Source organism: Rathayibacter sp. Leaf248, from assembly GCF_920939495.1.
Taxonomy (GTDB): Bacteria; Actinomycetota; Actinomycetes; order Actinomycetales; family Microbacteriaceae; genus Rathayibacter; species Rathayibacter caricis.
Genome location: NZ_CAKLAV010000001.1, coordinates 1,714,315 through 1,736,210 on the forward strand (window position 1 = coordinate 1,714,315; position 21,896 = coordinate 1,736,210).

Below are 21,896 nucleotides of genomic sequence, written 5' to 3' on the forward strand. Positions count from 1 at the left end.
CGAGGCGCCGCGCGACGCGGGGTCGCCGGCGCGGAACGAGACGCGGTCAGGAGTCGAAGCCGAGGCCCAGCGCGTCGAGGGTGCGCAGGAGCAGGTTGCGCCGCCCGCCGTCGTGGTCGGCGCGGTCGAGCGACCAGCGGGTGGCCTGGATCCCCGCGGTGGCGAAGGGCTCCGGCGGGAAGGGCAGCGGGCGCGAGCGCACCATCTCGAGCTCGGTGCGCTCGGTCCGCTCGCCTGACAGCAGGTCGAGGACGACGTCCGCCGCGAACGCCGTCGTGCCGACTCCGAGCCCCGTGTAGCCCGCGGCATAGGCGACGCGGCCTGAGAGGGCGGTGCCGTAGAACGCGGCGAACCGCGTGCTGGTGTCGATCACTCCGGCCCAGCGGTGGCTGAAGCGCACGCCCTCGAGCTGCGGGAACGTGGTGAGGAAGTGCGAGGCCAGCGCGCGGTAGGTCTCGGGCCGCTCCTCGTAGCGCGAGCGGATACGGCCACCGGGGTGGTAGACCGCGTCGTAGCCGCCCCACAGGATCCGGTCGTCGGCGGTCCGGCGGTAGTAGTGGAACTGGTTCGCCGTGTCGTTGACGCCCTCCCTCCCCCGCCAGCCGATCGACTCGAGCTGCCCGGCGTCGAGCGGCTCGGTCATCAGGACGTAGTCGTAGACGGGCACGGTCATCAGCCGGGTGCGGGCGAGGAGGGAGGGGAAGGCGCTCGTGCCGAGGATCGCGTGCGACGCCTCCACGGCTCCCCGGGCCGTGCGCACGAGCACCCCGGATGCCGTCGACTCGAGACCGAGCACCCGGCTGTCCTCGTGGATCTCGACGCCGAGCTCCTCGGCGACGCGGGCGAGCTCGCGCACGAGCTCGCCGGGGTGCACGAGCGCGCACTGCTCGGCGGGCACGACGAGTCCGGCGAGGTAGGTGGGCGAGTCGACGAGGGCGCGGATGCCGTCGGCGTCGAGGAAGCGCGCGCCCGCTACCCCGTCGCCCTCGGCGAGCTGCGCGATCTGGTGCTCCTCGACGGCCACCGCGAGCGAGCCTGTGCGCTCGAAGCCGCAGTCCATGCCGTAGCCGGCGATCGTCTCCTGGATGCCGTCGAGGTTCTCGACCCCCATGCGCTCGAGTCGGTCGCTCTCCTCCGGCCAGCGGGCGAGGCCGTTCTCGCGGCCGTGGGTGAGGCTCGACTCGACGAAGCCGCCGTTGCGTCCGGAGGCCGCCCAGCCGATCGAGCGGGCCTCGAGGAGGACCACGCGGCGGCCGGGATCGCGCTCCTTCGCGCGCAGGGCGCTCCACAGGCCGGTGTAGCCGCCGCCCACGATCACGAGGTCGGCGCGGACGGAGCCGACCAGCGGCGACCGCGGGGCCGGTGCGTGCTCGAGCCAGAAGACACCGCGCCGGGAGTCGGCGAGGGAGGCGACGACGGCCGCGGAGGACGGGGCGAGACGTTCGAAAACAGTGGCGTGGGTCGGCATGATGTCTCCATTACGCCAGTGTTCTGATGATTCGGCAACCGGATCCGTCGTCGACGGCGCCCGTGACCGCTCTCGGTGCGCTCCCTGCCCCGGCCGCGCGCCCCGCCGTACACTGCGAGGGAACGGGGAGGGGTCATGCGAGGACGCCGGACGCAGGAGCGACTGCGGGGAACCGCGGCGACCGCTCCCGTTGTCGTGCTCGAAGAGCCCGAGGCCGACGACGTCTCGCCGGGCATGCGCATCGCGGCCGCGTGGTCGTGGCGGGTGCTCGCGGTCGCCGCGATCCTCTGGCTCATCGTGAAGCTGGTCTCGATGGTGCCGGTCGTGGTCGTGCCGGTGCTCGTCGCGCTGCTGCTGACCGCGCTGCTGACTCCGCTGCGCGACCGGCTCGAGGCCTGGCGCCTGCCCCGCGGACTCGCGGTGCTCGTCTCGATCCTGACCCTGCTGCTCGCGATCAGCGGCCTCGTCGCTCTGGTCGTCGTGCAGACCCGGGCCGGGTTCGGCGGCATCGGGCAGCGCACGCTCGACGCGGTCGACGACGTGGAGGAGTGGATCCAGGGCCTCGGCTTCACCCAGGTGCAGCTCACCGACTGGGCGCAGAGCGCGATCACGTGGGCCGACGCGCAGGCCGCGACGATCGCCTCCGGAGCGCTCGCGGTGGGCTCGCAGGTCGCCGAGGTCGTCGCCGGCACGCTGCTCACCCTCTTCTCGCTGATCTTCCTGCTGCTGGACGGGCGGCGGATCTGGTCGTGGTTCCTCCGCCTGCTGCCGCTGCCCGCCCGGGCGCCGCTGCTCACGGGTGCGGCCGCGGGCTTCGAGGCGCTCACGCAGTTCGTGCGGGCGCAGCTCGGAGTGGCGGCGATCAACGCCACGGGCATCGGCATCGGGGCGCTCGCGCTGCAGCTCCCGCTGGTCGTGCCGATCATGGTCACCGTGTTCCTGGGCTCCTTCGTGCCGTTCCTCGGCGCGATCGTCACCGGGGCGCTCGCGGCGCTGATCGCCCTGCTGTTCATCGGGCCGGTGGCGGCGCTGGTCATGGTGGGCGTGGTGATCGTCGTGCACCTGCTCGAGGGGCACGTGCTGCAGCCGCTGATCCTCGGATCGGCGGTGAAGGTGCATCCGCTCGCCGTCGTGCTGGGCGTGGCGATCGGCCTCGAGGTCGCGGGCCTCGCCGGCGCGCTGTTCGCGGTGCCCGTGAGCGCCACAGTCAACTCCGGAGTCACGGCGATGCGGGACCGCTCGGCCGCCCTGCACGACCGGACCGCCGCGTGAGCGCGCACCCCCTCGATCCGTCGGAGGTGCCCGGATCGAGGGTGCTGCCGGCGCTCGCCTGCCCCGTCTGCGGCGCCGTACTCGCTCCGGACGCGCTGCCGCGGCCCTCGCTCCTGCGCTGCCCGAACGGGCACAGCGCCGACGTCGCGCGGCAGGGCTACGTGTCGCTGCTGCGCGGGCGGCACGCGACCTCCGGCGATACCGCGGCGATGGTGCAGGCGCGCGCGGAGCTGCTCGGCTCGGGGCACTACCGCCCGATCCAGGACGCGGTGGCCGCGGCGGTGCCCGCGGACGCCCGGCTCGTCGTCGACCTGGGCTGCGGCACGGGCGCGTACCTCACGGCGGTGCTCGACGCGCATCCTGAGGCCGCGGGTCTCGGACTCGACCTCTCGGCCCCGGCCGCTCGGCGCGCCGCCCGCGCGCACCCCCGTGCCGCGATCGCGACGGCGGACCTCTGGCAGCCGCTGCCGCTGGCCGACGGCTGCGCCGACGCGCTGCTGACCGTGTTCGCCCCGCGGAACGCCCCCGAGATGCTGCGCGTGCTGCGGCCCGGCGGGACCGCCGTGGTCGTGACGCCGCGGGAGCGGCACCTGCACGAGATCCGCCCGGTCTTCGGCATGCTCGGGATCGACGCGGGCAAGGCGGAACGCCTCGACGAGCAGCTCGCCGGCTTCGCGCTGACCGAGCGGCGGGAGCTCGACTACGCGGTCGCGATGACGCCCGCGGAGCTGCGCGCGGAGGTGCTGATGGGTCCCAGCGCGCACCACGTCGACGCCGGGGCGCTGGTCGCGGTCCTGGCGGAGCGCGAGGGGACGACCGACGTGACCGTCGCGGTGACGGTGTCGGTGTTCAGCCGCGCCTGATGGGCGGCGCTCGGTACGACTCCCGCGTGCGCGCCCGGATCACGTCGCCCGCGGACTCCGCGATCATCGCGAGCGCCGCGCTGAGCCGTCCTACCGCCCGATAGGGGGAGTCACGCTGTCGTAGGTGGCGATGAGACGTGTGAGGAACGCCTCGATGATCGTTCGCTCGGGGTCGGTGAGGGATTCGATGACGCCCTCGACGCCCTCGATGAGCGGTGCGACGTGGCCGTATGCGCGGGCTGCTGTCTCACTGGAGGCGGTGACGATCATCTTCCGCCGGTCCGAGGGGTGGCGATCGCGAGTCACGTGACCGGCGGCCTCGAGCCGATTGAGGACGAGCGTCATCGTCGCCGTCGAGATGCCGAGTTGATGAGCGAGTTCGGTTGGGGTCGCAGGCCCGACCGAGAGGAGGTGGTCCATCGCTTCGAGGCCGGCGCGATCGACGTTCAGCTCCGTTCCGAGGTACCGCTCGAAGCGCTGTTGCCGGACAGCGATCTGCTGGACGTAGGCGCGGAGATCACCTGCGGGGATCGCCCGCCCGTCCCGCCGGGCTGCGGTTCGATCCTCCCGGTCGACGTAGGAAGGGTGCGGCGAGCTGGGATGAGTCGACTTGACGTCCATGCCACCTATGGTAATACTCGGTGTTGCCAATTTAATTGATTACCAATGATCGGAATTAGATGAGCACTTCACCAGCAGCGTCCGGCCGATGGCGTTGGTCGATCCTTGTCGTGATGCTCGCAGCCGAGATCATGGATCTTCTGGATTCCACCATCGTGAACGTCGCCGGTCCTGACCTCGAGCGCTCACTCGGTTCGACAGCAGTCGGCCTCCAATGGGTCATCGGCGGCTACGCGCTCACGCTCGGATCCGGGCTGATTCTGGGGGGCCGGCTCGGTGATCGTTTCGGGCGCCGTCGAATGTTCCTCGTCGGACTGGCCGCCTTCACCGTGGCATCCGTGCTGTGCGCTGCCGCGCCCACCATCGGTGTCCTCATCGCGGTCCGTCTACTTCATGGTCTGGCCGGAGCGATGCTCCTTCCGCAGGGGCTGGGTCTGCTGCGCGAGAACTTCTCCGGTCCTGAGCTGGCGAAGGTGTTCGGCGTGTTCGGTCCCGTCCTCGGACTCGGCGGCATACTCGGCCCGCTGATCGGCGGCGGCCTGATCGAAGCGGATCTCTTCGGGCTGGGCTGGCGTGCGGTGTTCCTAGTGAACCTCCCGATCGGCCTCGCGGCGCTCATCATCGCGTGGCGGATCCTGCCCCGAAAGCCGGGCGACAAGACGATCGGCGTGGACACGCTCGGAGCCGTGATCATCGTGGCGGCCTCGGCGCTGCTCGTGCTGCCGCTGAACCTCGGCCAGGAGCAGGGATGGCCCGCGTGGACCTTCGTCAGCATCGCGGCCGGGCTCACCGGATTCGTCCTCTTCGCTGTGCAGCAGCGTCGGGCCGGAGCGGCCGGGCGCACGCCGCTGGTCGTGCCCACGATCTTCAATCAGTCCGCCTACACGCTGGGCCTGGCCGGCATCGCACTGTTCTTCAGCGCACTGATCGGCACGCAACTCGTTCTGACCCTCTTCCTCCAGATCGGGCAGGGCTTCACTGCAGGTGAGGCGGGCCTGGGCACCATCCCCGTCGCGCTCGGAACCGCGATCGGCGGCGCGATGAGCGGGGCATTCCTCGCCGAGAAGCTCGGACGTGCGGTGCTGCAGATCGGTGCGCTCGTCCAGCTCGCCGGCTCCGCGTTGCTGTGGATGGAGTTGCAGACCACAGGCGCCTTCTCCCTCTGGAGCATCGTCCCGGGGATCGGTGTCGCCGGAATCGGGTCGGGTCTCGTGATCGCCGCGCTGTTCAGCATCATCCTCGCCGCCGTCGAGGACGAGGAGATCGGTTCGGCGTCCGGAGTCCTCACCGCAGTGCAGTCGATCGCCAGCTCTATCGGCGTCGCCGTCTTCGGCTCGACCTTCTTCTCCCGGATCGCGTCCGGGAGTGCGGAGGCGGCGTTCCAGCAGACCCTCTCCATCCAGGCCGCGCTTCTCGTCGTCTTCCTCGGCCTCACCTTCCTGTTCCCCAGGAAGGGTCGCCCCGACGAGTTCACCGATGCCACCGACACCGAACGACCTGAAGTTGCCCAGGCGTGACCGCTCGCCGCACCCGCGTCTCGAGCCGCTCCGCCGACAGATGACACCCCGACGACCGAAGGAACGACCATGACCCGAACCAGAACAGTCCTGATCTCCGGAGCGAGCATCGCCGGTCCCACCCTCGCCTACTGGCTCAGCGAGTACGGATGGGACATCACCATCGTCGAACGGGCACCAGAGCTCCGAGACGGCGGGCAGAACATCGACGTGCGCGGCGCCGGCCGCATCGTAGTCCGCCGAATGGGTCTCGAAGACGCCCTCCGCGACGCGACCACAGGAGAGCTGGGCACCGAATTCGTCCGTAGGGACGGCAGTACCGTCGCCCGCTTCCCTGCGAGCGAGTCCGACACCGGCGGTGCGACAGCAGAACTGGAGATCCTGCGAGGGGACCTCGCTCGCCTCCTCGTGAACGCCACACCGGTCCCGGTCGAGTACCTCTTCGGCACGACCATCACTGCGCTCGAGAACCTGCCCGATGAGGTCCGGGTGTCCTTCGACCACGGCGACGACCGCACCTTCGATCTCGTCGTCATCGCCGACGGAATGAACTCCCGCACCCGGACACTCGTCTTCGGAAACGGCCCCGCCATCCGTCCGCTCGGGCTGAACACCTCGTACCTCACCATCCCGCGCACCGCTGCGGACACGGACTGGGCGCGCTGGTTCAACGCCCCCGGCGGCCGCACGATGACGCTGCGCCCCGATACCAAGGGCACGATCCGAGCCACCCTGTCCTTCCTCTCCCGACCCGACGAGCACGCCGGCCTCACCACGGAGCAGCAGAAGAACCTCCTCCGCCGAAGGTTCGCGGACGCCGGCTGGGAGGCCCCGCGCATCCTCGATGGACTCGACGCCGAGTCGGACCTCTACTTCGAGCACCTCGGCCAGGTCCACGCTCCGACCTGGACGCGAGGACGAGTGGCCCTGCTCGGTGACGCCGCCTACTGCGCATCCCCGATCAGCGGCATGGGCACGAGCCTCGCGATCGTCGGCGCCTACGTCCTCGCAGGCGAGCTCGCCGCACACGTCGACCACCGCGACGCGCTCCGCGGCTACGAACGGATCATGCGCCCCTACGTGACCCAAGCCCAGAAGCTTCCCCCCGGAGCTCCCCGCATCGCCAACCCTCGAACCCGCGCCGGCATCGCGTTGCTCAACACCGCCGCGAAGATCGGAGCAAGCCGCCTCGTCAGCGGCGTCGGAGGCACGCTCTTCTCCCCTCCTGCCGACGAGATCGACCTCCCCGATTACTCCCACCTCACCCGGTAGCCTCGCGCGACTCCCTCTAGTGCCCGTAGGACGCTGAGGGTACGACCGCTCCTCTGGCCCGACCGGCGTTGTTCGAGAACGGCATGGCGTGGTTCGGGTCGTCCGGAGGTCACTCGCGATCGCCGGCGAGCAGACGTCGGTGGCGTTCACTGGTGACACGTCACCTCAGCCGCAGAAGTACCTCGGTCGTCGACGGAGGCCACGCAGGATGATCTGTCGTCGTTCGAGGTGATGAGCTGAGTTCCAGCGATCAGCACGGTGCCGCCCACGACTATCCAGGAGGCGACGTGCCATCGGTTCACCGCAGCGGTGGTCGAACCAGACGGTGGGGGCGTCGTGACGAGCAGCCCCATCAGGGCCGGCGCTGCTGCCGCGAGGACGCCGAGTACGACCTACAGCTGCTTCCCGAGCACCGCGGGGATCAGCGCAAGGGATCCGGACCGTCGAGAGTCATCGAGGTGCTGGGGTCGCCATCGAACTCATCTGCTGAGCGCTCCTGAGGTCCGCGACCGGCGTAGACGTCGCGCAGGACGCTTGCTGCGGCGCCGGCGGGTGCTGCGGCTTCTCGGAAGCGTCGGCGTCGGATCTGCCGGCATCGGGGCGCCGGGTGAGGCGCCCCGATGCCCGCTCAGTACGATTCCCGGTTCCGCTCCTGGTCGACCACGGCGGCGCGGTCCGAGAGGCGGCGCAGCCCGGCGAGCGGCTGCGCCATGCGGTGGTTCGTCCGCAGCACGGGCTCCACGCGGTCCAGGAACGCCCAGTACCCGGCCGTCACGGGGCAGGCGTTCTCGCCCAGGCGCACCTTCGGATCGAAGCGGCAGCCGCCGCAGTAGTCCGACATCCGGTTGATGTAGGCGCCGCCGGACGCGTACGGCTTGGTCGCCACGACGCCGCCGTCGGCGTGCTGCGACATGCCGATCACGTTCGCCGGCATCACCCACTCGGTGCCGTCGACGAAGACGTCCACGAACCAGTCGTTGAGCTCGGCCGGATCCCAGCCGCGCTGCAGGCCCCAGTTGCCCAGCACCATCAGGCGCTGGATGTGGTGCGCCCAGCCGTGGCGCCGGACGTCGTCCAGGGTCTCGTGCAGGCAGTTCGCCTCGATCCCCGAGGGGTCGAGGTCGAGCAGGGCCGCAGGCACCGGGGCGGAGGCGCCGAGCGCGCGGCTGCGCGTGCGGTACTCCGGCCCCAGGTGCCAGTAGAGGTGCCAGACGTAGTCGCGCCAGCCCATGATCTGCCGGACGAAGCCCTCGACGCCCGCGAGCGGAGCGCCTCCGGACGCGTGCTCGGCGACGACGGTGTCGATCACCTCGCGCGGGTCGAGCAGACCGAGGTTCATCGGAGCGCTCAGGAGCGAGTGCGCCATGGTCCAGTCGCCCGAGAGCATGGCGTCCTCGTAGGGGCCGAAGTCCTGCAGGCGCGAGGACGCGAAGTCGGAGAGCGCCTCCTGCGCCTCGGCGGGAGTGGCGGCGAAGCGCCGCGGACCGTCCTCGCCGACGAGGTGCACGGCTCCCTCGCGCTCCCAACGGGCGAGATCCGCGCGGACCTCCTCGTCGATGTCGTCCTCCACCGGCCACCACGGATCGGGCAGCCCGAGCCGTGCCGCGCCCTTGGGCGGCGGCTGGCGGTTGTCGTGGTCGTAGTTCCACTTGCCGCCCTCGGGCTGGTCGCCGCGCATCAGCACACCGGTGCGCTCGCGGCTCCAGCGGTAGAAGTCCTCGAGCAGGAGCCGGGAGCCGGCCCGCGCGAGCGCCCACTCGCGGAAGTCCTCCTCCTCCGTCACGAAACCGCGGCTGGGCAGCACGCTCATGCCCAGGCGCCGGGCGAGGCGGCGGCCACCGCGGGTGGGCGGATCGATCACCTCGAGGTCGTCGCGGCCCTCGAGCGCCTCGGCGAAGGTCTCGGCGCGGACGTACTCGACGCGGTCGCCCAGCTCGCGGGCGCGGTGCCGCAGCGCCGAGAGCCACAGCTGCGCCTTCGCGCGGTGCATCGGCCGCCGTCCGAAGGCCGAGCGGGCCTCGACGAGCAGCATCGGTCCGCCGTCGTCGAACAGCGGGCCGAGCTGGCCGATGACGCTCCAGCGGGTGCGGGTGGGGATGCTCATGCCCGTCACGCTAGGCGGGAGCGGCAGGGGCGGGTAGGAGTTGCGCCGCGCGGGAGGAGGTGCGGGGAGCGGGAGGGACCGGCACGGATGTGCAGCCGCAACGCCTTGCACCGCGGGGCGTGATGCAGTTCTCTCGAGTGGGGGCCGCCGTTCGGCGCGCCCCGGAACCCGACGCGATGAAGCGAGGAACCCGCCATGGCACACGACGACGAGACTTCCACCGGAACGACCTCCGACGGCGCGAGCGAGGCGCCGCGCCGCGGCCGCCACGCCGCCGAGACGACCACGACCGAGACCCCGGACGGCGAGTACACGTCGACCGACGGCGTCTCGCACACCGCCACCGACGACCAGGGCAGCTACGTCGACACCTCGGTCCACGAGGAGACCTCCACCGAGAAGGGGAGCTACGTCGACTCCGACTCCGCAGGACCCGACTCGGACGCCGAGGGCGAGTACACCGACCGCGACGAGTGAGCCGTGTGCGGCCGGGGGCTACTCCCCGGCCGCGCGGCCCCGCAGGCGGGCGAGCCGGTACACGGCTCCGACCGCGAAGACCGCGATGCCCGTCAGGATCGACGGCAGCGGCAGGGTGAGCACGAGCAGCACGCAGCCGATCACCCCGCCCATCGCGACGAACCGCGGGTACAGGCGGTAGTGCCGCTCCTGCTTGAGCGCCGACACGTTCGCGACCAGGTAGTAGAGCAGCACGCCGAACGACGAGAACCCGATCGCCGAGCGCAGGTCGGCCACGAGCACCAGCACGATCACGACGGCGCCCAGGGCGGTCTCGGCCCGGCGCGGGACCTGCCGCACCGGATCGACGTGCGCGAGCATCCGGGGCAGGTCGCCCTCGCGGGCCATGGCCAGGCTCGTCCGCCCGATGCCCGCGATGAGCGCGAGCAGAGCGCCGAGCGAGGCGGCGGCCGCTCCGACCCGGACGACCGGTCCGGTCCACGGCCACACCGCGGCCGCCTCGGCGAGGGGCTCGGTCGACGCCGCGAGCCGCTCCGGACCGAGCGCCACGAGGAGCGCCGCCCCGACCACGGCGTAGACGACGACCGCGAGCGCGAGGGCGCCGAGGATCGCGCGCGGGATCGCCCGGGACGGATCACGCACCTCCTCCCCCATCGTGGCGAGGCGGGCGTAGCCGGCGAAGGCGAAGAAGAGCAGCCCGGCCGACTGCAGCACGCCGAGCGGGCCGATGGTGCTGACGCCGCCCTCCGCGGAGGCGACGGCGGGACCGGAGGAGACCGCGGCGGCGACGACCAGCGCGAGCACCGCCAGGACGATCGTCACGATGACGCGGGTGGCGAGAGCGGTCCGGGTGACCCCGAGCGCGTTGACGCCGACGAGGGCCGCGACGGCGAGGACGGCGACGGGGCGCTCCCACCCGGAGGGGGCGGCGTAGGCCGCGAAGGTCAGCGCCATCGCCGCGCAGCTCGCGGTCTTGCCGACGACGAAGCCCCAGCCCGCGAGGAACCCGGGCCACTCGCCCAGGCGCTCGCGGCCGTACACGTAGGTGCCGCCCGAGCGCGGGTACTGCGCGGCGAGCTGCGCCGAGGAGGAGGCGTTGGCCCACGCGACGAGGGCGGCGACTGCGAGCCCGGCGAGGAGCCAGGGGCCCGCCGCGGCGGCCGCGGGCGCGAAGGCCGCGAAGACGCCGGCGCCGATCATCGAGCCGAGACCGATCACGACGGCGTCGCCGGTCCCGAGACGGCGGGCGAGGGAGGCGGGCGGAGTCACCCGACTCTTCTACCGCATCGAGGGGAACGGGCGGTGCTGCAGGGCTTCAGGGCGGCTTCAGCAGGATCGTCCTAGCCTGGGGCGAGCCGCGCTCGCCGCGGGAGGAGCCCGGGAGGACGCCATCCGCATCCTGGTCGTCGACGACGAGATCAACCTGCTGCGCGCCCTCGAGACGGGCCTGGAGGCCGAGGGCTTCGCCGTCGACACGGCCACCACGGGCACGGACGCGCTGTGGCTCGCCCAGGAGGCCGAGTACGCGGCGATCGTGCTCGACCTGATGCTCCCGGACCTCAGCGGCTTCCGCGTCTGCGAGCGCCTGCGCGCGGCCGAGGACTGGACGCCGATCCTGATGCTGACCGCGAAGGACGGCGATCTCGATCAGGTGGAGGCGCTGGACACCGGCGCCGACGACTACCTCACCAAGCCGTTCTCGTTCCCGGTGCTCATCGCCCGGCTGCGCGCACTGATCCGCCGCGGCGCGACGGAGCGGCCGGTCGTGCAGGTGGTCGGCGACCTCGTCCTCGACCCCGCGTCGCGCCGCGTGGAGCGGGGCGGGGTGCCGATCCCGCTGACGGCGCGGGAGTTCAGCGTGCTCGAGTACCTCGTGTCGCGGGCCGGCGACGTCGTCCCGAAGCGGGACGTGCTCGGCGCGGTCTGGGACTTCGACTTCGACGGCGACCCGAACATCGTCGAGGTCTACATCCGCACGCTCCGGAACAAGATCGACCGGCCGTTCGGCGTCGACACGATCCGCACGCAGCGCGGGGCGGGCTACTCGCTGGTGGCCGGATGAGCCGCCTGCGCACCCGGATCACGCTCGCGGCCGCCGCCGTGGTCGCCCTCGCCTCGGTGCTCGGCGGAGTCGGGTTCGTGCTGGTGCTCTCCTCCGTGCTCGCGGCGAGCGCCTCGAGCACCGCCGAGGCCGAGGCCGAGCGCCTCGGAGCGCTGGTCGAGTCGGGCGGTGCCGACGTGGTCCGCGCCTCGGAGGGGGTCGTGCAGCTCGTCGTCGACGGCCGCGTGGTCGCGGCGGGCGAGGACGCGGAGGACCTGCCGGCCCTGGCGCAGGAGGAGGGCGACGACCCCGTCACCGTGCAGGTCGAGGACGAGGGGCCCGTGGTCGTCGCCGCTCAGGAGCTCGACGACGGGTCGCTCCTCGTCGCAGGGATCCCCGACGAGGGGCGGGCGGAGGCGGTCGCGACGACCACGGCGCTCCTCGCCGTCGCGGTTCCGCTGCTCGTGGCCTTCGTCGCGGTGGTCTGCTGGGTGGTGGTCGGGCGGGCGCTGCGCCCCGTCGACCGGATGCGCGCCGAGGCCGACTCCGTCACCGCGGCCGCCCTGGACCGCCGGGTCGCGGAGCCCGGCTCGGGCGACGAGATCGACCGCCTCGCGCGCACGCTGAACCGCATGCTCGACCGGCTGCAGGACGCGCAGGAGCGGCAGCGCCGCTTCGTCTCGGATGCGTCGCACGAGCTGCGCTCCCCCGTCGCGGCCCTGCGGCAGACGGCCGAGGTGGCCCTCGCGCACCCGGACCGCCTCGACTCCGCCCGCCTGGCGCGGACGGTGGCCGAGGAGTCGGTGCGGATGGGCGGGCTGATCGAGGGACTGCTGCTGCTCGCGCGCGCCGACGAGGCGCGACTGGCGATCGCGGCGGCTCCGGTCGACCTCGACGACCTGGCGTTGCGCGAGGTGCGGCGGCTGCGCGACTCCGGGATCGAGGTCGACGCGAGCGGAGTCTCACCCGTGCAGGTCGTCGCCGACGAGGCGCTGCTCGCGCGGGCCGTGCGGAACCTGGTCGACAACGCGGTGCGGCACCGGTCGTCGCGCCTCGCCCTGGCCACCCGGGCCGACGGGGACGGGGCCGTGATCGTCGTCGACGACGACGGGCCGGGCATCGCGGCGGCCGACCGCTCGCGCGTGCTCGGGCGGTTCGTGCGGCTCGACGAGGGCCGCGCCCGCGACGCCGGAGGATCGGGGCTGGGCCTCGCGATCGTGGCCGAGATCGCGGCGGCGCACCACGGCGCGGTGTCGATCGAGGACGCTCCCCTGGGCGGCGCGCGCGTGGTGCTGCGGCTCCCGCTCTAGACGGGGGTCGTCGAGGCGTCCCGCTCCCGTCGAGACGTCCCGCTGCTGCTGGACGTCTCGACGATCCGAGGACGTCTCGCGGCCCGGAGCGCTTCAGGGTGGCTTCAGCGGCCGGACGCGAGAGTGGTCACGGCGTCGAGGACCGGCGCCGGAGTAGGAGCGGATCATGCAGAAGAAGACGAAGATCATCACCGCCGTCGCCGGAGTCGTCGTGCTCCTCGGAGCGGGCACCGGGATCGCCTACGCCGCGACCGACGGCTTCGAAGGATCCGACCGCCTGACCGGAGCGGACCTCGAGCGCGCGAGCGACGCGGCCCTCGAGGAGATCGGCGGGGGCACCGTGACCTCGGCCGAGCGCGACGACGACGGAGCCCCCGGCTACGAGCTGGAGCTGCGCGGCGAGGACGGACTCGAGTACGACGTGCGCCTCGACGACGCGTTCGCGGTGCTGTCGGTGGACGCCGACGACGACGGGCGCCCCGCGAGCGGATCCGCCGAGGGCGGAGCGTCCCAGGGCGGCGACGACACCTCGACCTCGGGGGTCGTCGACCCCGACGACCTGACCGGCGACGACCTGGCGCGCGCCTCGGAGGCGGCCCTCGCGGCGGTCGGCGGCGGCACGGTGACCGAGGCGGAGCGCAGCGACGACGCCGACCACGCCTTCGACGTGGAGGTCACGCGCGAGGACGGGACCGACGTGGACGTCGATCTCGACGCGGACTTCGCGGTGGTCGCGACGAACGACTGACGGCCGGACGCGGGAGCGGCTCAGCCGTTCCCGGAACCGTTGCCGTTGCCGCCGTTCCCGTTGCCGTTGTTCCCGTCGTTCCCGGTGCCGCTGTTCCCGTTGCCGCTGTTGCCGGTGCCGCTGTTCCCGTTGCCGTTGTTCCCGTTCGCGGGAGCCTCCTCGGCCGGCTCCGACTCCTCGGGCTCCGGAGCCTCCTCCTCGACGGGTGCCGTCTCCTCGGGACTCGGAGAGGGCGCCTCCTCCTCGGTCTCGACGGGAGCCGGAGTCTCCTCGACCGGGGCCTCCTCGACCGGGACCTCCTCGACCGGCTCCTCCTCGACGGGGGTCTCCTCGACGGGCTCCTCGGGATCCGGAGCCTCCTCGGTCTCGACGGGAGCGGGCTCCGGAGCCTCGCCGGCCGCGGTCGCCGCCTCGAGGTCGCCGCGCACCACGTCCACCTCGGCCTGGATCGACGCGGCCCGCTCCTGGGTCACGGAGCCGGACGTCAGGGCCGCGGCGAGGGCGGCCTGCAGGGCCTCGAGCTCGGTGAGGGCGCCGGCGAAGTCGTCGGCGGAGGCGCGCTCCGCGACCGCGACGACCGCGTCGTCGAGGGTCTGCGCGGTGGCGTCGTCGATCGACGGGTCGGCGGCGGAGCAGCCCGAGAGCAGGAGGACCGCGGTCACGACGGCGGCCGGCCAGGTGCGGCGCGTGATCACGAGCGGATGCTCTCGCGCAGGCGCTGCAGGTGCTCGCCGAGCTCGCCGTCGACGGCGGGCAGCGGCGTCTGCTGGTCGCCGCCGAGCAGGACGACGGCGAGTCCCACCGCGATCGCGACGAGCGCGAGCACCAGCACGAGCAGCCACGGGTTGGGCCCGCGGCGGCGCTCGGGCTCGCGCCGGAGAGCGGTCGTCGCAGTGGCGGGGGCGGTCGGAGCCACGGGAGCCGCCGCGGTCTCGGCCGGCAGGAGGGTGGTCGCCGCGGTGCCGTGCTCGGGGACGGGGTACACCGCCGTCGCCTCGGCGGTCGCGTCGAGCAGCTGCGTCCGGGCGGCCGTGAGGGGCACATCGGGCACGACGATCGCCGTCGGCGGTCCGTCGCGGCGCGGGTCGATCAGCTTGCGGGCGGACTCGGCGACCTCGAGCGCCGACGGGCGCTCCTCCGGCTCGCGCTGCGTCATCGAGCCCAGGAGCGCGGACCAGCCGCTGCCCAGCGACGCCGACACCTCGGGGTCGCGCAGCAGCCGCGCGAGGGTCACCTCGATCGCCGAGCCCGTGAACGGGCGCTTGCCGGTCAGCGACTCGAGCAGCACCAGGCCGAGGGAGTAGATGTCGCTCGCGGCGGTCAGCGGATCGCCGTGAGCCTGCTCGGGGCTGAGGTACGCGGCCGTGCCGATCAGCGTGCCGGGCGAGGTGATGCGGGTCGCGTCGATGAGGTAGGCGATGCCGAAGTCGGCGAGCTTGGGCCGGAACTCGCGGCTGGTCAGCGGACTCGGCACGAGCAGGACGTTCGACGGCTTCACGTCGCGGTGGACGACTCCGGCCGCGTGCACCGTGTGCAGGGCCTCGCCGAGATCGGCGGCCATCGACGCGACGTCGTTGGGGGCGACGGGCCCCGAGGCGAGTCGCTCCGACAGGCTCGGCCCCTCGGCGAGCTCCATCACCATGTACGCCTGGCCGCCGGTGTCGTCGCCGCCGTCGTGCGCGTCGTACAGCGTGACCAGGGCGGGGTGGTTGAGGGCCGCGAGCAGCCGGATCTCGGAGGACTTGCGCTGCAGGTCCTGCGCGTCGTCGATGCCGGCCGCGAACATCTTCAGCGCCACCGACCGGCCGAGGATCTCGTCGCGGGCCCGGTAGACGGTGGCCATGCCACCCCGGCCGATGAGCTCCTCGATCGTGTAGCGGTCGCCGACCGTCGAGCCGATGACTCGGGTCTCGCCCGTCCGGTGCGATGCCACGGGGTTCCTCCTCGCGCGGTGGGTGCTGCGGCGTGTGCCGCGCCCCCCGGTGCGACCGTCGCTCCAGGGTAGTACGTCGGGCGACCCCTCCGTAGGGGCCGAGAGGCGCTGTCAAGCGGGTGTCCCACCTCCGGGGCGCACGTAGCGTGGGGGCATTCCAACGGAGGGAACAGACATGACGGACCACGCGGATCAGGGATCGACTCTCGAGGACCAGGGCTCGACCATCGGGAAGCCCGACGGCGCTGCGGCGCCCACGTCGAGCGAGAGCGAGACGATCGAGAAGGACATGACGGAGTCGCCCGGCAGCGAGCGCGAGACCGCGGCGAAGCAGGACAGCGCCCCGGATGCGAGCGCGACCGAGGTCTCGGGCGACGCCGAGGTCAAGACGGTGCCCGGCACGGGCGGACCGGACGACGTCGGAGACGTCGAGGTGCCGCCGGGCGAGGTGCACCTGAACGGCAAGCCGTTCCCGGGACACGCAGGAACGGCGTAGTCGCCTGATGGCACGACCCCGTCGGGACTAGAGCTCCACAGGCTCCAGGACCGACGGGTCGCGCCGATCGACCGTGCGGGAGTTGTTGACGCGCCGGTCGACCGGGTACGCCGTGATCGTCGAGGCCATCGCGGCCGAGGCGCCGTCGAGCGTCGCGAGCATCTCCTCCGCGGAGTCGAGGGGCTCGGGCGACAGCCACACGTCGCGGACCTCGTCGGTGAGGAAGACGGGCATCCTGTCGTGCACCTCGCCCGAGGCGTCGCGCGCCTCACGGGTGATGATCGTGAACGAGACCAGCCAGGCCTCGCCGTCCTTCTTCGCCGTGTAGAGACCGGCGGCCGCGAGGATCGGCTCCTCGCCGTGCAGGAACCACGGCTGCTTGCCGTCGGCGAGCGTCTGCCACTCGTAGTAGCCGCGCATCGGGACGATCGCCCGCTGCTTCGCGAAGGCCCCGCGGAACAGGCCGTTCGAGGCGACCGTCTCGAGCCGGGCGTTGATCGGAGACGGCCCCTTGCCCTTCGCCCACGAGGGCGTGAAGCCCCACGAGGCCAGTTCGACCTCGCGTTCGACCGCTCCGTCGTGGAGGCGCTCGCGCACGATCGGCGCGGAGTCGGTGGGGGCGACGCTGAAGTCGGGCGCCCAGTCGGCGGCCCTCCCGCCCGCCGCGACGAACTCGCGGATCAGCTCATCGGTCTCGGAGTCCATCGCGAAGCGGCCGCACATGGGAGGAACGCTACGCCCGAGGACCGACAGCGGCCAGCAGGGGGTCGGGGCGCACCCGGCGGATCGTCGCGACGGCGAGCCCCGCGACCATCACCGCTCCTCCGATCAGCTCGCCGGCCGAGGGCGCCTCGCCCAGCAGCGCCCAGGCCGACAGGACGCCGACCACCGGCACCAGCAGAGTGAACGGCACGACCGACGCCGCCGGGTAGCGGGCGAGCAGCGAGTTCCAGATGCCGTAGCCGACGAGAGACGCGAACACCGCCGTGTAGAGGGTGCTGAGCACCGCCGCCGGAGTGAGGCCCGACAGCGCGCTCGCGACGGCGGGGCCGCCGTCGACGAGGAGCGAGAGCAGCAGGGCCGGCACCGGGACGACGAGCGCCGACCACACGACGAGCGAGAGTCCGGAGGCGCCCTTCGCGCGGCGGGTGAGCACGTTGCCGATCGCCCACGACAGCGCTCCGCCGAGGCAGACGACGAACGGCAGCCACGGCGCGGTCGTGCCGTGGGCGATGCCGACGATCACCAGGCCCGCCACCCCGACCCCCAGACCTGCGAGCTGGCGCGGCGTGGGCCGCTCGCGCAGGACGACGGCGGCGATCAGCACCGTCAGCACGATCTGCGCCTGGACCACGAGCGAGGCGAGACCCGCGGGCATGCCGAGGGCGAGCGCCAGGTAGAGAAGAGCGAACTGCCCCAGGCTCATGAAGGCGCCGATGACGAGGACGGTGCGCAGCGGAGCCTCGGGGCGGGGCACGAAGAAGACGGCCGGCACCGCCACCACCGCGAAGCGCATCGCCAGGAACAGCAGGGGCGGCACGTCGGCGAGGCCGACGTCGATCACGACGAAGTTCAGCCCCCACAGCAGGACGACGACGAGGGCGAGGAGGCTGTGGCGACGGGACATGCCTCGAGACTGTCCGACGCGAACCGACAGCACCAGCGCAGGTCGCTACCGCCGACCCGGTAGCGTTCGTTCATGATCGAGCCCTCGGCTCTCCGCGCCCTGATCGCCGTGCGCGACTGCGGGACCGTCGCCGCGGCCGCCGAGGCGCTGGGCTTCACTCCGTCCGCCGTCTCGCAGCAGCTCAAGCGGCTCGAGCGCCAGTCCGGCGGGCCGGTGGCGCAGCGCGCGGGCCGCTCGGTGTTCCTCACCGAGCACGGGCGCACGCTCGCCGAGCGCGGCGAGCGCCTCCTGGCCGAGCTTGAGGCGCTCGAGCACCTCGGGGCGGCGCCGGCGGAGGAGATCACCGGCACCCTGCGGGTCGCCGCGTTCTCGACGGCGATGCGCGGGCTGCTCGTGCCGGCGCTGGCCGTGCTGCGCGAGCGTGCGCCCCGCCTCCGGATCACGCTCGACGAGCTGGACCCGTGGGAGGCGGCGCAGCGGCTCGAGCGCGGAGCGGCCGATCTGGCGGTGCTGCACGACTGGCCCGGCCTCTCGCTCGATCTGCCGTCGACGATCGAGACTGCGACGCTGCTCGAGGACCGCGCCGACATCCTGATCCACCGCGACCACCCCCTCGCGTTGAGCCCGACGCTCGCGCCGAGCCGGCTCGCCGACGAGACCTGGGTGAGCATCCCGGCTGGGGCGATCTGCCACGCCTGGCTCCTGCGCACCTTCGCCGGCACCGGGCGCCAGCCCGACATCGCCTACTACGACGAGGACTTCAGCACGCACATCGCGCTCGTCGAGGCGGGCGCGGCCGTGGCGCTCGTGCCCCGGCTGGGCCGCGAGCCGCTGCCGGAGCGGGTCGTCGCGGTGCCCGCGGTCGATCCGGTGTCGACGCGGGTCGTCTCGGCCGCCTGGCGCCGCTCGAGCCGCGGCAGCCCGGCCCGGACGGCGGTGTTGGACGCGCTGCGCGCGGTGGTGTGAGCGGAGTGCGCTGCACGCGGTGGTGTGAGCGGGACCCGTCAGACCGACGCGTGCTCGGGGCTCCGCACCCGGCTCTTCGCCGACCAGAAGCGCATGAGAGCGCCGGCCAGGATCGAGCCGAGGGCGCCCGCCGCCAGGTCGGCGAGGGTGTCCTCGTAGGCGACGAAGATCGCGCCGTCGATGAACGTGTGGCCGGCCCACTCGCCCCACTCCCACAGCACGCCGGCGGTGGTGCCGAAGCACGCACAGAGCACGATCGCGGGGGCGAGCGGTCCGCGCTCCCCGGCGACCGTCGGTACGACTCCGGCGTGCGCGGCGACGACGTAGGCGACCGCTGCCGCGAGTCCGTTCAGGGTGAAGTGCACGACCAGGTCCCAGGCCGCCCAGGCCTGGTAGAGCTCGAGAACGCTGCTCCAGGAGGCGACCAGCAGCGAGACTCCGAACGCCGCGTCGAGTGCGGGGCGGACGCCGAGGAACCGCGTCAGGACGAGGCCGATCGACGAGAGCGCGAACACGGCGACGTCGACGAAGCCCCAGCCGATGCCGGCGACGACGATGCTGGCGACTCCGAGCGCCCGGACGATGTCGGCGAACCACTCGCCCCGGGTGCGGGGCGGCTCGAGGAACGTCTCGACGAGGACGGCGGCGCTCACGGCGCCGTGAACCGCAGCACGGCCTGGACCGGCTCGTGGTCGGACGGGGCCGCTCCGTCGTAGCGGACCGCGTTGATCCCGGCCGAGACCACGTCGAAGGCCCCGGCGGTGACGGTCAGCCAGTCGATCCTGCGGCCGGAGCGCGGCGCGCGGTAGTTGGAGTAGGTGCCCCACGCGGGCGTGAGGGTGCGCTGCGCGACGGCCCACGAGTCCGCGAGGCCCCCGCCGTCGAGCAGAGCGCGGTAGGGATCGGATCCGACGTCGGTGTTCGCGTCGCCCATGACGATCGCGGGCAGGCCGAGCTCGGTGACCCGCTCGGCCAGCAGCTGCGCCGAGCGGAGCCGGCTGCTGCGCGAGAGGTGGTCGAAGTGGGTGGCGATCACGGTCAGCTCGCGGTTGACCGCGTGGTCGACGAGCTCGGCGATCACGGCCGTGCGCGGGATCCGGTTGCCCCAGCTGCGCGAGCCCGCGACGTCCGGAGTCTCGGACAGGGCGATCTGCGACCAGTGGCGCACCGCGAAGCGGCTGCGGTCGACGAAGAGCATCACGCGCTCGCCGCTGCGATCGGGATCGCGGCCGAAGCCCATCCCCTCGAAGGAGGAGCCGAGCACCTCCTGCACGAACTCCGCCTGGTCGGGCATCGCCTCCTGCACCGCGAGGATCGACGGGCGCTCGGCCTCGAGCAGGCGGCGGATCAGGGGCTGCCTCCGGTCCCACAGGTCGACGGCGCGCGAGGTGAGGCGGGGCATGCGGCGACGGATGTTGTAGCTCATCACGTGCAGCTCGGGCGCCTCGGTCGGACCGATCAGGGGCGTCGGGTCGGTCATGCCTCCACCCTACGGCGCTCCCCCTGGACCGCCCCGGAGGCGCCGCAGGCTTGCGGAGACGGCCCCGCGCGCCCCTACTCTTCGAGGATGACCCTCTCCCCCGCACTCGCGGACCTCGCCGGTGCCTCGTTCGTCTCGTTCACCACCTTCCGCAGGACCGGGGTCGGGGTGTCGACCCCGGTCTGGATCGCCCGCGACGGCGACGACCTGATCGTGACCACGCCCCGGAAGAGCGGGAAGGTCAAGCGCCTGCGCAACGACCCCCGCGTGACGCTCGTGCCCTGCGACCGCCGCGGCCGCGTGCAGGAGGGAGCGACCGTCGTCGAGGGCACGGCGCGCATCGTGTCCGACGAGGACACCGTCGAGCGGCTCGGGCGCGTGTTCCTCGGGAAGTACCGCCTCGAGTACCGGATCTTCATGGTGATCGAGCGCCTCGTCAGCCGCGGGGACCGGACCCGGGTGATGCTGAGGATCTCCTGAGTCCTACACCTCCGGGCTCGACACCGGAAGGCCCTCCGGACGGGACCCGCCGGGGTCTACCGTGGGGCGATCGCACGCCGGTGCCCTCGTGCGCCCCCGCGCCGACCGGCGGCACGCAGAAGGAGCACTCATGAGCATCGGAGCAGGGATCTTCCTCCTCGTCGTCGGAGCGGTACTCGCGTTCGCCGTCGACGTGCAGGTGTCGGGGATCGATCTGGCGCTGATCGGCTACATCCTGATGGCCGCCGGTGCAGTGGGGCTCGTCCTCGGGCTGGTCCTGATGACCCGCCGCCGCCAGGCGGTCTCGACGACGCGCTCGGCGGTCGACCCGGCCAGCGGCGAGCAGGTCACCCGCCGCACGAGCGAGAGCGACGGCCCGCTGGTCTGACGCGGACCCTCGCGGAGACGACGAGAGGGGCGGGCCGGTGATCCGGCTCCGCCCCTCTTCCCGTTGAGGGATCGATACGACTACTCGTCGTCCGGCTCGCCGCCCGAGACGGTGTCGGTGTCGCCGCCGCCCTCGGAGGTGTCGGTGCCGGTTCCGTCGGGGAGGTCCTCGGTCTTCTCGGTGTCGTCACCGGTGGTGCGGTCGCTGCTCATGCTGCTCTCCCTTCGCCCGGCGCTCTGCCGGCCGATCCCACTCTGCTCCTGGAGCGCTCGCTCCGGCAGGGGGTAGCGGCGGCCTCCGAGGAGGTGACAGGAGCGGACGTCAGGCCGGTTCGCTCCAGCCGAGGTTGCCGGCGACCGTGCGCAGCGTGCGCACCGTGATCTCGTACTCCTCCTCCGCGACGCCCGCGGTCGCGCTCGCGCGCTGGGAGGCGACGACCTCCTCGAGCCGCGCGGTCGCCACCTCGCCGCGCTCCGTGAGCGCGTAGAGCTCGGACCGCGCCTCGACCCAGCCGCTCTCGAGGAGCTCCGCGAGCTGCTCCGCCGCCGACTCCCCGGCCGGGTCCGCCGCGGTGGGCGCTCGGAGGAACGGGGCGAGGGCCCGGTCGAGCTCGGCGAGCGGCGAGGGCCCGCGCTGCAGCTGCTGCAGCAGCTGCCACTGCCGCCGGGTCACTCCGTGCTCCTCGAGGGTGACCGAGAAGCGCTCGTCGACGAGGCGCTCCACGAGGGTCAGCCAGTATCCGATCGGTCGTTGATCAGCCATGGCGTCACGATACGCCCGGGCGCAGCAGGAGGCACCCGGTCCGCGGTCAAGGGCCTGAGATCCGACCCCGT

The 21,896-nt window shown here is 72.8% G+C and carries 24 protein-coding genes; 12 read left to right on the plus strand and 12 right to left on the minus strand.

Going from position 1 to position 21,896, the window contains the following annotated elements:
• Positions 1–46: 46 nt before the first annotated feature.
• A complete protein-coding gene (locus LRG51_RS08400) occupies positions 47–1,468 on the minus strand; it encodes an NAD(P)/FAD-dependent oxidoreductase (RefSeq protein WP_230672136.1) in 1,422 nt (473 codons plus the stop codon).
• A 135-nt stretch (positions 1,469–1,603) separates the two neighbouring features.
• Between LRG51_RS08400 and LRG51_RS08405 the strand changes: the two genes are divergently transcribed.
• Positions 1,604–2,740 carry an AI-2E family transporter gene (locus LRG51_RS08405; RefSeq protein ID WP_230672138.1) on the plus strand — a complete coding sequence of 379 codons (1,137 nt, stop codon included), beginning with the start codon at positions 1,604–1,606 and terminating at the stop codon, positions 2,738–2,740.
• Entirely contained in the window at positions 2,737–3,603 is an 867-nt protein-coding gene (locus LRG51_RS08410; protein ID WP_230672140.1) for a methyltransferase domain-containing protein, read from the plus strand. Before LRG51_RS08405 ends, LRG51_RS08410 begins: the two co-directional genes overlap by 4 nt.
• A 90-nt stretch (positions 3,604–3,693) precedes the next feature.
• On the opposite strand, the gene LRG51_RS08415 is transcribed toward LRG51_RS08410, so the two are convergent.
• Entirely contained in the window at positions 3,694–4,224 is a 531-nt protein-coding gene (locus LRG51_RS08415) for a MarR family winged helix-turn-helix transcriptional regulator (RefSeq protein ID WP_230672142.1), read from the minus strand.
• 131 nt (positions 4,225–4,355) lie between these two features.
• Between LRG51_RS08415 and LRG51_RS08420 the strand changes: the two genes are divergently transcribed.
• Entirely contained in the window at positions 4,356–5,741 is a 1,386-nt protein-coding gene (locus LRG51_RS08420) for an MFS transporter (protein ID WP_230672144.1), read from the plus strand.
• A gap of 69 nt (positions 5,742–5,810) precedes the next feature.
• Positions 5,811–7,013: an FAD-dependent monooxygenase gene (locus tag LRG51_RS08425; RefSeq protein ID WP_230672146.1), complete on the plus strand. Its 1,203-nt coding sequence runs from the start codon at positions 5,811–5,813 to the stop codon at positions 7,011–7,013.
• Between the two features lie 628 nt (positions 7,014–7,641).
• On the opposite strand, the gene LRG51_RS08430 is transcribed toward LRG51_RS08425, so the two are convergent.
• Complete coding sequence (locus LRG51_RS08430) at positions 7,642–9,117, minus strand: cryptochrome/photolyase family protein (protein ID WP_230672148.1); 1,476 nt, start codon at positions 9,115–9,117, stop codon at positions 7,642–7,644.
• Between the two features lie 195 nt (positions 9,118–9,312).
• Here LRG51_RS08430 and LRG51_RS08435 point away from each other — a divergent pair, with 195 nt between their 5' ends.
• Positions 9,313–9,594: a hypothetical protein gene (locus LRG51_RS08435; RefSeq protein ID WP_230672150.1), complete on the plus strand. Its 282-nt coding sequence runs from the start codon at positions 9,313–9,315 to the stop codon at positions 9,592–9,594.
• Positions 9,595–9,612: 18 nt separating this feature from the next.
• On the opposite strand, the gene LRG51_RS08440 is transcribed toward LRG51_RS08435, so the two are convergent.
• On the minus strand, positions 9,613–10,863 hold the full coding sequence (locus LRG51_RS08440; RefSeq protein ID WP_230672152.1) for an APC family permease: 1,251 nt from the start codon (positions 10,861–10,863) through the stop codon (positions 9,613–9,615).
• Positions 10,864–10,984: 121 nt separating this feature from the next.
• Here LRG51_RS08440 and LRG51_RS08445 point away from each other — a divergent pair, with 121 nt between their 5' ends.
• The 3 genes from LRG51_RS08445 to LRG51_RS08455 all read left to right on the plus strand — a co-directional run bounded on the left by LRG51_RS08445 (position 10,985) and on the right by LRG51_RS08455 (position 13,693).
• Complete coding sequence (locus tag LRG51_RS08445; protein WP_055788854.1) at positions 10,985–11,656, plus strand: response regulator transcription factor; 672 nt, start codon at positions 10,985–10,987, stop codon at positions 11,654–11,656.
• Positions 11,653–12,945: a sensor histidine kinase gene (locus LRG51_RS08450; protein ID WP_055786306.1), complete on the plus strand. Its 1,293-nt coding sequence runs from the start codon at positions 11,653–11,655 to the stop codon at positions 12,943–12,945. Before LRG51_RS08445 ends, LRG51_RS08450 begins: the two co-directional genes overlap by 4 nt.
• Positions 12,946–13,111: 166 nt before the next feature.
• Positions 13,112–13,693: a PepSY domain-containing protein gene (locus tag LRG51_RS08455; RefSeq protein ID WP_055786303.1), complete on the plus strand. Its 582-nt coding sequence runs from the start codon at positions 13,112–13,114 to the stop codon at positions 13,691–13,693.
• Positions 13,694–13,713: 20 nt separating this feature from the next.
• Here the strand turns inward: LRG51_RS08455 and LRG51_RS08460 are convergent, their stop codons facing one another.
• Positions 13,714–14,388, minus strand: a complete 675-nt coding sequence (locus LRG51_RS08460) for a hypothetical protein (protein ID WP_230672154.1) — start codon at positions 14,386–14,388, stop codon at positions 13,714–13,716.
• Positions 14,385–15,626, minus strand: coding sequence for a serine/threonine-protein kinase (locus LRG51_RS08465; protein ID WP_055786297.1), 1,242 nt, complete (start codon positions 15,624–15,626; stop codon positions 14,385–14,387). The genes LRG51_RS08460 and LRG51_RS08465 overlap by 4 nt, the downstream gene beginning before the upstream one ends.
• Positions 15,627–15,801: 175 nt before the next feature.
• Here LRG51_RS08465 and LRG51_RS08470 point away from each other — a divergent pair, with 175 nt between their 5' ends.
• The gene (locus LRG51_RS08470; RefSeq protein ID WP_055786294.1) at positions 15,802–16,122 is read left to right on the plus strand and encodes a hypothetical protein; all 321 of its coding nucleotides are present in this window, start codon (positions 15,802–15,804) and stop codon (positions 16,120–16,122) included.
• Between the two features lie 27 nt (positions 16,123–16,149).
• Here the strand turns inward: LRG51_RS08470 and LRG51_RS08475 are convergent, their stop codons facing one another.
• Both LRG51_RS08475 and LRG51_RS08480 read right to left on the minus strand, forming a co-directional pair.
• On the minus strand, positions 16,150–16,845 hold the full coding sequence (locus tag LRG51_RS08475) for an SOS response-associated peptidase (RefSeq protein WP_230672156.1): 696 nt from the start codon (positions 16,843–16,845) through the stop codon (positions 16,150–16,152).
• Between the two features lie 10 nt (positions 16,846–16,855).
• The gene (locus LRG51_RS08480; RefSeq protein WP_230672158.1) at positions 16,856–17,749 is read right to left on the minus strand and encodes an EamA family transporter; all 894 of its coding nucleotides are present in this window, start codon (positions 17,747–17,749) and stop codon (positions 16,856–16,858) included.
• Positions 17,750–17,821: 72 nt separating this feature from the next.
• On the opposite strand from LRG51_RS08480, the gene LRG51_RS08485 reads away from it, so the two are divergent.
• Positions 17,822–18,715, plus strand: a complete 894-nt coding sequence (locus LRG51_RS08485; RefSeq protein ID WP_230672160.1) for a LysR family transcriptional regulator — start codon at positions 17,822–17,824, stop codon at positions 18,713–18,715.
• Positions 18,716–18,753: 38 nt separating this feature from the next.
• Here LRG51_RS08485 and LRG51_RS08490 read toward each other — a convergent pair whose 3' ends face one another.
• Both LRG51_RS08490 and LRG51_RS08495 read right to left on the minus strand, forming a co-directional pair.
• Positions 18,754–19,368 carry a hypothetical protein gene (locus LRG51_RS08490; protein ID WP_230672162.1) on the minus strand — a complete coding sequence of 205 codons (615 nt, stop codon included), beginning with the start codon at positions 19,366–19,368 and terminating at the stop codon, positions 18,754–18,756.
• Positions 19,365–20,195, minus strand: a complete 831-nt coding sequence (locus tag LRG51_RS08495; RefSeq protein WP_230672164.1) for an endonuclease/exonuclease/phosphatase family protein — start codon at positions 20,193–20,195, stop codon at positions 19,365–19,367. The genes LRG51_RS08490 and LRG51_RS08495 overlap by 4 nt, the downstream gene beginning before the upstream one ends.
• 87 nt (positions 20,196–20,282) lie before the next feature.
• Here LRG51_RS08495 and LRG51_RS08500 point away from each other — a divergent pair, with 87 nt between their 5' ends.
• Positions 20,283–20,675, plus strand: coding sequence for a PPOX class F420-dependent oxidoreductase (locus LRG51_RS08500; RefSeq protein ID WP_230672166.1), 393 nt, complete (start codon positions 20,283–20,285; stop codon positions 20,673–20,675).
• A gap of 130 nt (positions 20,676–20,805) precedes the next feature.
• Positions 20,806–21,063, plus strand: coding sequence for a DUF6458 family protein (locus LRG51_RS08505; protein ID WP_055786276.1), 258 nt, complete (start codon positions 20,806–20,808; stop codon positions 21,061–21,063).
• An 80-nt stretch (positions 21,064–21,143) separates the two neighbouring features.
• Here LRG51_RS08505 and LRG51_RS19510 read toward each other — a convergent pair whose 3' ends face one another.
• Positions 21,144–21,275: a hypothetical protein gene (locus tag LRG51_RS19510; RefSeq protein ID WP_268788495.1), complete on the minus strand. Its 132-nt coding sequence runs from the start codon at positions 21,273–21,275 to the stop codon at positions 21,144–21,146.
• Positions 21,276–21,384: 109 nt separating this feature from the next.
• Positions 21,385–21,825, minus strand: coding sequence for a MarR family transcriptional regulator (locus tag LRG51_RS08510; protein WP_230672168.1), 441 nt, complete (start codon positions 21,823–21,825; stop codon positions 21,385–21,387).
• Between the last annotated feature and the right edge of the window lie 71 nt (positions 21,826–21,896).

Coding starts and splice junctions, on each gene's coding strand:
- LRG51_RS08510 (WP_230672168.1), bottom strand. CDS start 21,825: ATGGCTGATCAACGACCGATCGGATACTGGCTGACCCTCGTGGAGCGC.
- LRG51_RS08505 (WP_055786276.1), top strand. CDS start 20,806: ATGAGCATCGGAGCAGGGATCTTCCTCCTCGTCGTCGGAGCGGTACTC.
- LRG51_RS08470 (WP_055786294.1), top strand. CDS start 15,802: ATGACGGACCACGCGGATCAGGGATCGACTCTCGAGGACCAGGGCTCG.
- LRG51_RS08475 (WP_230672156.1), bottom strand. CDS start 16,845: ATGTGCGGCCGCTTCGCGATGGACTCCGAGACCGATGAGCTGATCCGC.
- LRG51_RS08400 (WP_230672136.1), bottom strand. CDS start 1,468: ATGCCGACCCACGCCACTGTTTTCGAACGTCTCGCCCCGTCCTCCGCG.
- LRG51_RS19510 (WP_268788495.1), bottom strand. CDS start 21,275: ATGAGCAGCGACCGCACCACCGGTGACGACACCGAGAAGACCGAGGAC.
- LRG51_RS08500 (WP_230672166.1), top strand. CDS start 20,283: ATGACCCTCTCCCCCGCACTCGCGGACCTCGCCGGTGCCTCGTTCGTC.
- LRG51_RS08435 (WP_230672150.1), top strand. CDS start 9,313: ATGGCACACGACGACGAGACTTCCACCGGAACGACCTCCGACGGCGCG.
- LRG51_RS08450 (WP_055786306.1), top strand. CDS start 11,653: ATGAGCCGCCTGCGCACCCGGATCACGCTCGCGGCCGCCGCCGTGGTC.
- LRG51_RS08405 (WP_230672138.1), top strand. CDS start 1,604: ATGCGAGGACGCCGGACGCAGGAGCGACTGCGGGGAACCGCGGCGACC.
- LRG51_RS08425 (WP_230672146.1), top strand. CDS start 5,811: ATGACCCGAACCAGAACAGTCCTGATCTCCGGAGCGAGCATCGCCGGT.
- LRG51_RS08480 (WP_230672158.1), bottom strand. CDS start 17,749: ATGTCCCGTCGCCACAGCCTCCTCGCCCTCGTCGTCGTCCTGCTGTGG.
- LRG51_RS08420 (WP_230672144.1), top strand. CDS start 4,356: ATGGATCTTCTGGATTCCACCATCGTGAACGTCGCCGGTCCTGACCTC.
- LRG51_RS08495 (WP_230672164.1), bottom strand. CDS start 20,195: ATGACCGACCCGACGCCCCTGATCGGTCCGACCGAGGCGCCCGAGCTG.
- LRG51_RS08430 (WP_230672148.1), bottom strand. CDS start 9,117: ATGAGCATCCCCACCCGCACCCGCTGGAGCGTCATCGGCCAGCTCGGC.
- LRG51_RS08485 (WP_230672160.1), top strand. CDS start 17,822: ATGATCGAGCCCTCGGCTCTCCGCGCCCTGATCGCCGTGCGCGACTGC.
- LRG51_RS08415 (WP_230672142.1), bottom strand. CDS start 4,224: ATGGACGTCAAGTCGACTCATCCCAGCTCGCCGCACCCTTCCTACGTC.
- LRG51_RS08455 (WP_055786303.1), top strand. CDS start 13,112: ATGCAGAAGAAGACGAAGATCATCACCGCCGTCGCCGGAGTCGTCGTG.